This window comes from Alkalihalobacillus alcalophilus ATCC 27647 = CGMCC 1.3604 (assembly GCF_000292245.2).
Taxonomy (GTDB): Bacteria; Bacillota; Bacilli; order Bacillales; family Bacillaceae_D; genus Alkalihalobacillus; species Alkalihalobacillus alcalophilus.
In genome coordinates this window covers 20,732-33,215 of sequence record NZ_ALPT02000002.1, presented here as the reverse complement: position 1 = coordinate 33,215, position 12,484 = coordinate 20,732, and the positions used below count along the sequence as shown (strand labels likewise).

Annotated in this window: 8 protein-coding genes; 6 read left to right on the top strand and 2 right to left on the bottom strand. The window is 38.1% G+C overall.

The genetic code is table 11. The features are described 5' to 3' along the window. Window positions 1-269 precede the first annotated feature (269 nt). Window positions 270-887 (top strand): acetate uptake transporter, encoded by a 618-nt coding sequence (locus BALCAV_RS00755; protein ID WP_004427449.1) that lies wholly within the window; start codon window positions 270-272, stop codon window positions 885-887. Window positions 888-1,005: 118 nt separating this feature from the next. On the opposite strand, the gene BALCAV_RS00750 is transcribed toward BALCAV_RS00755, so the two are convergent. Further along, window positions 1,006-1,764, bottom strand: coding sequence for a TrmB family transcriptional regulator (locus BALCAV_RS00750; protein WP_004427450.1), 759 nt, complete (start codon window positions 1,762-1,764; stop codon window positions 1,006-1,008). Between the two features lie 122 nt (window positions 1,765-1,886). On the opposite strand from BALCAV_RS00750, the gene BALCAV_RS00745 reads away from it, so the two are divergent. Beyond that, the gene (locus BALCAV_RS00745; protein ID WP_004427453.1) at window positions 1,887-3,083 is read left to right on the top strand and encodes an MFS transporter; all 1,197 of its coding nucleotides are present in this window, start codon (window positions 1,887-1,889) and stop codon (window positions 3,081-3,083) included. Window positions 3,084-3,539: 456 nt separating this feature from the next. Here BALCAV_RS00745 and BALCAV_RS20990 read toward each other — a convergent pair whose 3' ends face one another. Further along, on the bottom strand, window positions 3,540-7,571 hold the full coding sequence (locus BALCAV_RS20990; protein ID WP_052044313.1) for a SpoIID/LytB domain-containing protein: 4,032 nt from the start codon (window positions 7,569-7,571) through the stop codon (window positions 3,540-3,542). 373 nt (window positions 7,572-7,944) lie between these two features. Between BALCAV_RS20990 and murQ the strand changes: the two genes are divergently transcribed. The 4 genes from murQ to BALCAV_RS00715 all read left to right on the top strand — a co-directional run bounded on the left by murQ (window position 7,945) and on the right by BALCAV_RS00715 (window position 12,382). Then, complete coding sequence (gene murQ / locus BALCAV_RS00730) at window positions 7,945-8,856, top strand: N-acetylmuramic acid 6-phosphate etherase (RefSeq protein WP_003323724.1); 912 nt, start codon at window positions 7,945-7,947, stop codon at window positions 8,854-8,856. Between the two features lie 88 nt (window positions 8,857-8,944). Next, on the top strand, window positions 8,945-10,252 hold the full coding sequence (locus BALCAV_RS00725; RefSeq protein WP_040323281.1) for a sugar ABC transporter substrate-binding protein: 1,308 nt from the start codon (window positions 8,945-8,947) through the stop codon (window positions 10,250-10,252). 228 nt (window positions 10,253-10,480) lie between these two features. Continuing rightward, on the top strand, window positions 10,481-11,404 hold the full coding sequence (locus BALCAV_RS00720) for a carbohydrate ABC transporter permease (RefSeq protein WP_003323722.1): 924 nt from the start codon (window positions 10,481-10,483) through the stop codon (window positions 11,402-11,404). Window positions 11,405-11,422: 18 nt separating this feature from the next. Continuing rightward, window positions 11,423-12,382, top strand: coding sequence for a carbohydrate ABC transporter permease (locus tag BALCAV_RS00715; RefSeq protein ID WP_003323720.1), 960 nt, complete (start codon window positions 11,423-11,425; stop codon window positions 12,380-12,382). Window positions 12,383-12,484 lie beyond the last annotated feature (102 nt).

Below are 12,484 nucleotides of genomic sequence, written 5' to 3'. Positions count from 1 at the left end.
TTTTATAATACAGTCAAAATCATTCATAATCAATCATTTTCATTCAATGTTCATGAAATCGCTTTACTTATTTTTGAGAGCGTTTAGATTCTAATTATTCTGTTATGACAAAACATTTCCATTAAAAAGACTTAATGAAAAGGGCAATTTATTCGACACAAAGCAACAAACTTCATGTATGATAAAAAAGGTTATTTTTAGATGTGATTAACCGTATCAATGTTTATATAGGTAAGAAATTATATATTTATTATAAAGGGGTTAAAAAAATGGGATCTCAGAATCATACAGAGGTTAAAATTACAACGGCCGATCCGTCTGCTTTAGGTTTGTTTGGACTAGCTATGGTAACGTTGGTTGCCTCATCACAAAAATTAGGGTTAACGGATGGCTTGTCACTTATCCTGCCGTGGGCGTTTTTCTTAGGAGGAATTGCACAATTAATTGCGGCGATGCTTGACGCAAAGCATAATAATATTTTTGGAACGACTGCTTTTGGAGCTTTTGGTTTATTTTGGTTTGGAGTAGGGACGACATGGTTAATCCAAATGGGCGTTTTTGGAGAAACATTATTAGCATATGCCGACTCAAGACAACTAGGTGTTGCTTTTATTGGATATTTAATTTTTAGTTTATTTATGACAGTCGGAGCGTTAGAAACAAATAAGGTCTTATTCTATATTTTTGTTTGTATTGATTTCTTATTTATCGGTTTGTCATTAAGTACTTTCGGTATTATGTATGAATTTACGTCAATGTTAGCGGCTATCTCAGAATTAGCGATCGCTCTTTTATCTTTTTATGGTGCAGCTGCAATCGTGTTAAATACCCACTTTGGAAAAGTCGTTTTACCAAATGGAAAGCCATTTGGCATATTTAAAAAATAAATAAAATACGATGTTACAGTTGGAGGAGGGAGCGAAAAAATTGTTACTCTCCGATAGTTTCAAAAAAGTCTCCGTAAAATCTAACATGATTTTACGGAGACTTTTTTGCTTGAACGAGTTAGTATCTGAGCTTCATTAACACTTCTTTAATTTCTTCATCAGCCATGACGGTTTCTTTATAGCGTTGGGTGATTTTAGTTAACGCAACATCATGGTAGAAGAATTCAGTAAAGAATTTCACTAGTGGAGGCGATTGAGTTCGAATCGCTTGCCAATTTGAATCTTCAATACCAGCAAACATCATTTCTTGGTCGTCAACAATAATAATTCGACTGCGTTCGAGTGTGCTATGACTTTGGTCAGGGATAAGGGTGGAGACAGTTGGTATACTCGTTTCAACTTCTCCGATCACATGAATAATGACATCTAAGCCTTCTTCATATCTTCTTTCTAACACTGGTAAGTATGTATTTAAATCGTCCGCCCATGCAGAAATAAAAATCGTCTGTTTAGCTGCTTCCGATAATTCCTTCATTAATGATTGTATCGAATGATTTTCTTTTAAACTCCACACTCGATCATCGGCTTCCATTTCTTCCACATTGATTTTTTGAAGTTCTTCAATATTTAATTCAAAATCCGATTTTAATTTTTCGATTAATGCATCTAGTGGCAAAGCTATGTAGAGACGTTTTTTTTCAACGGTGGTCTCTAATATAATGCCTTTTTCAGATAATCGATGGAGAACTTCATATACTTTTGAACGGGGAACCCCGGAGCGTTTAACGATGGCAGTCGGATCGAGTGCTTGATTAATAGTAATAAGAGACGAATAAACTTGACTTTCATATTGGGTAAAACCAAATTGCTGTAGCATCTTAATCCTCCTTTTATGGATAACTTTACTCATAGCATAGACTATACCCTTGTGAATTTCTACTTGTTTACCTATAAAATATATGTTACCCTTCTAGTGGTAACTTAAAAAGAGGTGTTTAAATGGATAAACGAGTATATTTATTAACGATTGTTTCGTTTGTGGTTGGATTAGTTGAATTGATTCTTGGAGGAATCCTTGATTTAGTCGCTGTTGATTTGGAGGTTTCTTTAGGGAAAGTTGGGATGCTGATCTCCATATTTTCTTTAGTATTTGCTATTTTTGGACCGATTTTATTAACGGCTACAGCAAAAGTTGAACGAAAGAAGTTAACGTTAATTTCTTTATTGATATTCTTTTTAGCAAATTTATTAGCTATTTTTAGTACGGGTTATTTTATGCTGATGATTGCTCGGATTATTTCAGCGATGAGTGGTTCGTTGCTAATTGCTTTATGTGTAACGATTGCATCCAATATTGTTTTAAAACAGTACAGGGCACGTGCGATTGGGATTGTGTTTATGGGAATAAGTGCTTCATTAGTGCTTGGTGTACCAATAGGGCTAATGCTAGGTAATGCTTTTGGGTGGCGTGCACCTTTTCTGATGATTACGATTTTAACAGCAATATCTTTTATTGGTATTTACTTTTTTATGGAGCGGATGAATCCGAAACCAAGTATTTCATTAAAAGAACAGTTGAAGACCTTAAAAAATGGCAAACTGTTATTGATTCAGTTAACTTCATTTTTATTTCTAGCTGGGCATCTAACACTGTATGCTTACTTAACACCTTTTTTACAAATGACAATGGGACTTGATGGAACCTGGATTAGCTTGATGTATCTTATTTTTGGAATTGCTGCGATTATTGGTGGGGGAGTAGGAGGAATGTTATCTGATCGTTTCGGCCCTCAAAAAACCATTATTGGAATCATTATTGTATTTGCACTATCACTTTTTACAATTCCATACACGACAAGTGTTCTTCCATTATTTTTACTAGTCATGATGGCTTGGAGTATGCTAAGTTGGGCAATAACACCAGCGATACAAAGTTATCTGATTGCATCTGCCCCAGAAACATCGGATATCCAACAAAGTTTAAACAATTCTGCCTTGCATTTTGGAATTGCTTTTGGTTCGATGATCGGTGGAGTTGTGATTGAACGTGCGACAGTAGAGATGAATGCTACAGTTGGAGGGGTTTTAGTACTTGTTTCATTGTTAATTATTTCTTTAACGATGAAAGCTAAAAAACAAAATGCTGTGTCAGGTGACTTCACTAGTGAGGCGATGAAAGAGTATAAAGCAAATTAAGAATAACGTTATTTCTTAAGGCTAGGAGTATCAAATGTGTTGGATGAGCTTAAGAAGGTTAGAAAAAGTTCAATGCATGTTGAAACCTGAATATCTACTATATAAAACGGCCTGTGAAGAATTGCTCCTGACAGGCCGTTTGTCTATCTGACTGGGACAAAACTCTGTACTGATTTGAAAAGCGTTCTACTCACCGTTCCCGAAAATCATGCTCCGCGTCCTGTGGGTGGTGCCGAACTAACTAGTTTCACTAGTGGATTTCGGCTCTGCCACTAGATCCCACGGGAGTCTCCGCATGTTTTCGTCCACTAAGATAGAGGGTAAATCTTCTCATTCCTTTTGTAATATAAAATAAGTAATTTCCATTAACAAAGTTAGATGACCGTCATTTCTAGTCATCTAACTCTTTTTTTAGTGGTTTTGTCTCAGCCTCTTTTCATTTCCAATTCAGCTTTTTTAACTATTGTTTGTTTTTGTTTTTCGTTTGTTAATTAGGAAAAATCCTGCTGCTGTGAGTAAAAGAAGGGAGCCTATCAGCAGCCAATTATAATAGGATGTAGCCGTATCAGGTAATTTTTGGCTTTTGTCATCTTTGTTACCACCACTTGGTTGTTCGCTCGGTTGTCCTGGTTGTCCTGGTTGTCCTGGTTGTCCTGGTTGTCCTGGTTGTCCTGGTTGTCCCGGTTGTCCCGGTTGTCCCGGTTGTCCCGGTTGTCCTGGTTGTCCCGGTTGTCCCGGTTGTCCCGGTTGTCCTGGTTGTCCTGGTTGTCCCGGTTGTCCTGGTTGTCCCGGTTGTCCCGGTTGTCCCGGTTGTCCCGGTTGTCCCGGTTCACCCGGTTGTCCTGGTTCGCCCGGTTCACCCGGTTGTCCTGGTTCACCCGGTTCACCTGGTTCACCTGGTTCGCCTGGTTCACCCGGTTCACCTGGTTGTCCCGGTTGTCCTGGTTCGCCCGGTTCACCCGGTTGTCCTGGTTCACCCGGTTCACCTGGTTGTCCTGGTTCGCCCGGTTCACCCGGTTCGCCTGGCACTTCGACTTCAGTCCGATCAGCCCAATTAATGAGTGTCATATTAGGGTAGTAGGAAGTTAAGATACGTGAGTATTCCCAACCGTTCATTTCTCCGAGTTGATAAGCGCCAAATTGGCTCATTCCAACTCCATGACCGTAACCGCCGCCATAAAAGACAACTTGTCCATCTTCTAAATCTAAGCTAAAGAACGCAGATGGAATGATTGAAAAGTTAGAAAGTTCCATTCCATATTCGGTTTCTCCTTGTTTCGCCCGGTGAAGGATAACATCATCTCCACCAGTGTCAACTGCACGTGGTCGAATAAGAAAACGAATATTATACTCCTTTAAAATTTGATAGGTACCAGTTGTTCCTTCGATTATGAGTGACATTGCAATCCCACCATCACCGCGTTCAGACACATGCATATCAACAAATTCACCGATGCCTTCAGCAGGGATTGGTTTCGAAACAAAGTTTCCGTTCTCGTCTGCTGTTAAGACAAAGTCACTTTGAGCAGCATATCTTTCGTGAATATTTGCATTAATCGTATTCGCTAGTTCTTCATGAGATAAAGCGAACATCCAGCGGAAATACCATGATTCACCATCATAACTCTCATAGGATAAATCTTTATAAAACGCATTTAACACTTCTTCATCAGATGTATCAATATCAAGCATTTGTCCTGGGTTATCGGGATCAAATGTATGACTTTGAGAAATGAGATAAGGTGTGACGGAACTAGGGAAGTCGCCATTTGCTTCTGACCAAACTTGGTGTTTAGAAGCACCAAAACCACTCGATGTAGAATAATAACGGGCATCTACTAAATTCCCATCTTCATCAACCATGACAATACCTTTTGTTTCGTTAACGGCTTGAGTTGAGGTTTCATTTTCATCTACATTGTTGTAAACCTGGCTTAAAACACTATCTACAACAAAATAACCATTCGAAGTGAAACCGGTACTATAGAATCCTCGTAATGCATATGTTCTTGCCGCAACCGCTTGAGCTTTTAAGGCGTTTAAACCAAAGAATTCAGGCATCTCACTTGGTAACACTTGATAAAGATATTCTTCAAAATCGACTTCATTAATGACGCGAAGCTTTCCGGCAATTGGAGAGGAAGTGATTTCGAATAAGCCTCGATAAGACGGTACTCCTTGTGCACGTGTAAAAGAAGTGACAGAAATCTTTTCTTCATTAGGATTTACATAAAGACGATTATTAGAAGAGTAAATGACATCACTGCCTACACTTACCGTTGTTACTTCATTCTCAATGGCAATCACAACTTCTGTATCGGCATCAATTGAAATGATTTCTTCTGCTATTTTATCTTCAATGGTTAAACCGCCCATGGATTTAACAGCAAAGAAATCATGGTCAATAGAAGCAAAGTTATCATTCATAATTCCAACACGCATAAATTCTACTGGGGTTGTACCCGTAATTTCGATGGCTTCGATTTCACCTAATTCATTTAGATGAACGGTCACATTATCTGCACCAACACGTACATCATTGTAAGAAGCGGGTTGTGATACATCGTCAATCGTTCTAATAATGTCAACATTAGAAGCTACAGGTAAATTTCCTTGTAACTCTAGCTCAATCGAAGACTGTGTTTTTGACATAATTTTTTCGTTAAAAGTCGTTTCTACAGGTGGATCAACAGGAGGTTTTACGTTCGGAATTTGATAAATATCAAAAAATTCAATCTCTTGATAGTAGAGTTTAAGAATGTCATCATAGCTCCACCCTAAATTTTGGCCGAGGTCACCAGCACCATATTGACTCATCCCAACACCGTGGCCAAAACCACCACCAAAGAAAGTAATATTGCTTAAGGTTTCTTCATTTTCCTCGTCAAAATCTATTTGCAACGTAAAAGAGGAGGAGGGTAAGAAAGTAAAGTTTGTCCGTGTTGCATGATAATCTTCACTTCCGCCAGTCGCTTGGTGAAGAACGGCATCACTACCTCCTATATCAGCACCTAATAGGCCGATAGAAAAACGGATATTTAATTCTTTAATAATCTTATAGGTTCCAGTTGTCCCTTCAACAATAAGTTCTGTAACGGCTCCTCCTTCACCGCGTTTGGCAATTGTTAAGTCAACAAGCTCACCAATCCCCTCGGCTGGAATAGGTAAAGAGACGAAATGGCCATCACCATTTAGAGTCAAGACAAAATTGGGGTCAGCTACTTGTCTCGTTGTTAAGTGTTTATTTAAAGTGTTTGTTAGTTCTTGTGCCGTTAGTTCAACTTTCCAACGGTGGAATAAAGAATCATCTCCATAACCACGTAAGGATAAATCTCGAAAAAACTCGTCCATTACTTCTTCGTCGCTTGTATCAAATTCAAGAATTTCTTCGGTTGCTTCATCATAAATATGACTTGAAGCCATAAGGTAAGGGACCTCAGCACTTGGGTATGTCCCATCAGCTTCAGACCATGTTTCATGTTTGGTTTGACTGTAACCACTAGAAGTAGAATAAAAAAGAGCATCAATTAATTCCTCATTATTCATCATGACAAGCCCTTCAGTTGCATTAACGGCTGCTGATGTCGTCGCATTTTCTGGAATATTATTATAAACTTGACTCATGACACTATCTACGACTTGGTAACCATGGGCTAAAAAATCAGCTCTAAAAAAGTTCGTTAAGGCATATGTTCTTGCGGCAACCGCTTGAGCTTTTAAAGCTTCTTCACCAAAACTAGCGGGCATTTCACTCGGAACGACTTGATATAAATAATGTTCCATATAAACTTCATTTAAAACTCTAACTTTTCCATCTGTTTGAGAAGGAGTAACCTCAAAAAAACCTCGGTAACTAGGTTCATATCCAGATGCTCTCGTATGAGAAGTGACGTCAATTTTATCGGCTTCATCAAGAGAATATACATAAATTCGATTTTCTCCGGAATAAATTGTCCCTTCAGAATTGACGACTGAAAGTTCGGCACCATTACGTGTAATGGTGATATTTTGATTAGCTGGGATCTCAAAGCTTTCATTTGCTATTTTGTCTTCAACTAACAAACCAGCTGCTGATTTGGCAATAAAGGAGTCGTGGTCTAATGAAGCAAAGTTCGTTGTATGTATGCCGACCCGAATGTTTTTGATAGGTGTTTCTCCATATATATGGATCGTTTCAATTTGATCTTCATCGTTTAAATAGACTTTAATGTTTTCGGCACCAACTCGTACCTCTGCTAAGGAAGTTTTAATCGTTTGTCCATCTTTTACATAAAACACTTCATAATTATCGGCTAAAGCAAGCTTGCCTTGAAGCTCTAATTCAAGTAAGAGATTATGAGAATCCTTTGACATAATTTTTTCAGTAAATGACATAGATGATTCATTAGAAGATGTCTGTTCACTTGCGGAAGCTTGGGGAATATGTCCGAATGCCAAGAGAATAATTAAAAAACCACACATCATTCTTGATAACGCTTTCTTTTTCATGGGATTCCTCCTAGATTATTAAGATGATGAAGACATGATCAAACGAGATAAACCTCCTTTCGACTAATTAAATCCCATTATAGAAAAATAATTCTGAAAATTCAACACAATATTTCATGTTTGTCTTAACTTTTACAAAATATCATTTTAGTACTATGTCGAAAGTTTGCTAGAGTTACTTGATTCAACGAACTTTGTTAATTTATGTCATATCGCTTCTTGAAATACTCTTATCCTAATTGGTTTTCTGTGTTTTAAAAGGGATAAAATTAAATTTTGAAAAATTCTAAAAAAAGTATTGAAATTAAGTTTTATAAATAATAATATAAAATAAAATGATATTTCATTACATCTATAGAAATTTGGTGATTATATGGAACTTGATTTATCGCAATTAACGACAGAGAAGAGAAATGAACAGACGCTCAATATTGATCAGCTATCAACTTTAGAAGTTTTAACCTTAATGAATAAGGAAGACGAAACGGTTGCTTTAGCTGTTAGAAAATGTTTGCCTGCCATAGAACAAGCGACAAATATTATCTATGAAGCTATGAAAAATGGTGGTCGCTTGTTCTATGTTGGAGCTGGTACGAGTGGAAGATTAGGAGTGATTGATGCATCAGAATGCCCGCCAACATTTCGGACAGAACCTGGACTTGTACAAGGAATAATGGCTGGTGGGGAAAAGGCGATTACAACAGCTGTAGAAGGCATTGAGGACCGACCAGAAGAAGGAAAAAGAGATTTAGAAAAGGCTCATTTCGGACCTGATGATGTTGTAGTTGGGATTGCCGCAAGTGGACGTACTCCATATGTGATCGGGGCTATCGAATATGCAACATCATTAGGGGCGAAAACAATCGCTTTAACAGCGAATACAAATTCAGAACTTAGCGAAGTAGCAGAGTATGCAATTGAAGTTTCAGTTGGTCCTGAAGTTTTGACTGGTTCTACAAGGTTAAAAGCAGCTACTGCTCATAAAATGGTCTTGAATATGCTCTCGACAACCACGATGATTAAACTAGGCAAAGTGTATGAAAACTTAATGGTCGATTTAAATGCAAGCAATTTAAAGCTCAAAGAACGAGCGAAAAATATTGTGATGAATGCAACTGGTGCATCAGAAAAGAAAGCTGGAACGATTTTAATGAAAGCTAACAATGATGTAAAAGTGGCGATTGTGATGATCCGAGGGAATGTAGGATATGAGGAGGCATTGGCACTTTTGCAGCAAGGCAATGGATTTGTAAGGAAGGCAATTGAACTGGCCCAAAGAAACTAACCGCGGTATTACTCTTAATAGAAGATTATTTCTTCTATTGAGATTAAACATATTAATTATGCAGGTAAGGGGGATTCAAGTGAAAAAGATGAAAAAATCATTGATTGCCGGAGCTGTTATTTTAGGGCTTACTGCACTGACAGCCTGTGGGGGGAACTCTTCTTCAACAGATGTTGAGAATTGGGAAGAATGGGAAGGAACGATTACAGTTTGGGATGGTCCAAGATGGGATGATGCAGATGAGAATAAATTCCACTGGATCGAGGAAAAGGCAGCAGAATTTGAAGAAAAGTATCCTGGTGTTGACATTAACATTGTTCAGCAGCCATGGGCAGAGCTTGGAGACAGTTTGAGTGTTGCTATTGCAGGAAAAACTTGGCCAGACATTGCCCCGATTGATATTAGTGGCGGTACAATTAGTTTGAATCATATTGAAGAAGGTGTGATTGAGCAAACAGATGATTTATTTACCGCTGAAGAGTGGGAAGATTTTTATCCAAATGCCATTGAAGCCTATGAGCATAATGGAAATATTTACGGAGTACCAACGTCAATTAGCGTACAAACTTTACTCTTAAACCTTGATATTTTTGAAGAAAAAGGGGTTGAACCGCCAGTAGATGGGCGTTGGACGTATGATGAGTTTGTTGAGAAAATGATTGCGTTAACAGACGGCGATGTTTATGGTTTCTCTACGTACATTATGCCGGGTTATTATGAGGCTTGGCCATTCTTATTTATGGATGGTGGCTACCCATTAAATGATGATTTAACGGAATATACATTTGATGCTCCTGAAGCTGTAAGTGGTTTACAAAAATTGGTTGATTTGAAGTTTGAACACGGTGCGGCACCTGTTGAAATGGGAAGTGCTGATGTTGGAGGAACATTCCAAGCGTTTGCAGCACTAAATCAACGGACAGTTGCGGTTCAGCCATGGGCAACATGGGCGATTAGCTCTTTACAAAGTGAAGAATATGAAATGAATTTTATGGTCGCCGAATATCCAATTGGTGATTTAGGTGAGCCGGTTACATTTGGTGGTGTTGGTGGTTATGTAATGTTCCATCAAGAAGATGAAGCGAAGAAAAAAATGGTCGGTGAATTTTTGAAGCTTGTCTCTAGTACAGATGAACAATATGTAATGGCCCAAAATTATGGTACATTCCCAGCTCGTATCTCTACAGCAGATATGGACCCATTTGCAGATAATCCGGGAATGGCTGCGGCACAGGAACTAAGTGACCAAGTCATTCCGATTCCTCGTCATCCAGAATGGGCAAGAATTGATGAAGTGATTCAAAGTCAGCTTCAATTGGCAGCTAATGGTGAGAAAACACCGCAAGAAGCTTTAGAAGATGCACGTTCTGAAGTAGAAAGAATTATGGGTAATTAATTAGGTTCAACAAAAGCTCTTCTTTCCAGTTGAAGGGAGAAGAGCTTTTGGTATAAAAAACTTAATATTTTGTCAATTTATCGAATATACGAGGCTCCTGTGGGAAACGGGTTGCTGAGATTATAGAGTGAGTTCCAATGGATGGGAAGTTCAGTTGTTCAACTGCTGAGTGCAAAGTGTATGTTGGTTGAAATTTTTATTGAGTAGAATTGGAGAGGGGGAGCAAAAATGGAGACAAACCCTAATATGAGTTCAACTGAAAAAATTATTATACCGAAAAAAACGTTGTGGGAAAAAATAAGAAATAACAAGTCAGCCTACTTTTTTCTATTACCGAAGTTAGTCTTCTTTATTATTTTTATGTTCATACCAATCGTCTGGGCGTTTGTTATCTCCTTTCAAGACCGTGGTGTTTTTACCGTTGATTATGTCGGGTTTAAGCATTATATTGACGCATTTCAAAGCCCTATTTTTAGAGCAGCTTTATGGAACACACTCATTTATACACTTGTGACAGTTCCTGCTTTTATAATTACGGCTTTAGTAATTGCTGCCTTAATTCATCCTTTAGGCAGAGTATCACAAACCTTTTTTAGAGCGGCCTTTTATCTTCCTACAGTTACTTCAATGGTTATTATCGCAATGGTTTGGCGTTGGATGTATAACTATCGTTTTGGTTTATTTAACTACATAATAGGGTTCTTTGGATTTGAGCCGGTGAACTGGTTAGCTCAAACGTCGACTGCATTGCCATCTTTAATGATTATGTCGATACTTATACCTCCAGGATCTGGAATCATTATTTATTTAGCGGCGATGAACAATATTAATCCTTCCTTATATGAGGCTGCTGATATTGATGGGGCAAGTCCATTTCAAAAGTGGGTAAGGATTACGTTACCCTTGTTAAAACCAACAACCTTATATTTAGTCATTATTAGTACGATTGGTTCATTTCAAGTTTTCACTCAAATTATTATGATGACAGGCGGTGGACCCGGCTATTCAACAGAGACCGTCGTTCATGTCATTTATAAAACGGCATTCCGAGACTTTAACTTTGGATTGGCATCGGCCCAATCTGTCATTTTATTTATTATTCTGATGGGCTTTGCGATTGCTCAATTTAAAGCATTAAAAACAGATAAATAGTGAGGGGGATGAGAATCGATGTTAAATAAATTAAAAAAGCCAATAACATTAATCGTATTAACGATAGTCGCTATCGTCTCTCTCTTGCCTTTATATTGGGTCTTTTCAACGGCGTTGCAATTACCTAGTTATCAAAATGAAGAGATGGATACGCCGATGTCTTATGTGGAATCAGCTCCACCAAAGTTATATCCAGTTGGGATTTCCGAATACATTTCCCAATGGCAAAAGAAAAGAGTGGCTGAGCGTGCAGGTGATTATGCTCAAGCAGAAATTCATAGCGATTTAATGACAGAAGTGAGGGAGAAAACATTTAGCTCTTTTACACGGCTATTTACAACGACCCCTATTTTAAAATGGCTCTTTAATAGTATGTATATAGCGATAGTGACAACAGCAATCATTGTTCTAATCGATACGATGGCTGGCTATGTTTTTGCTAAAAAACAATTTCCTGGAAAATGGATTTTCTTTTGGGCGATTATTGCAACAATGATGATTCCAGAACAAGTAACTTTAGTCCCAACCTTTATTATCGTACAAGAGTTACAACTTTTTGATACCCACTGGGCATTAATATTACCAAACTTAGCGATGGCTTTTGGTGTTTTCTTAATGCGGCAATTTTTATTATCTGTACCTGATGAATTAATTGAGGCCGCGACAATTGACGGAGCAAGTGAGTTGAAAATTTTCTTTAAAATTGTTATGCCACTAGCAGTACCGGCAATGGTGACTTTAGGTATTTTCACATTTGTTATGATTTGGAATTCCTTCCTATGGCCAATCATTGTCATTAACGATGTCGATTTGATGACATTACCAGCAGGATTAAAGACACTACAAGATGCAAACTTAACGAGCTTTAAGTTCTTAATGGCAGGTGCAACAGTCGCCGCCGTTCCAATTATTATTTTCTTCCTCATTTTCCAACGTTACTTCATTAAAGGTTTAACGCTTGGTGGAGTGAAGGAATAAGGTGGAGATGGTTTTGGTGAATTGAGATGAAGCCGGAAATGAGTGTGGAAAAGCCGGTAAGGGAATCAAAGGCGGCGAATGAAGCCAAAAGCAAGCGAATAA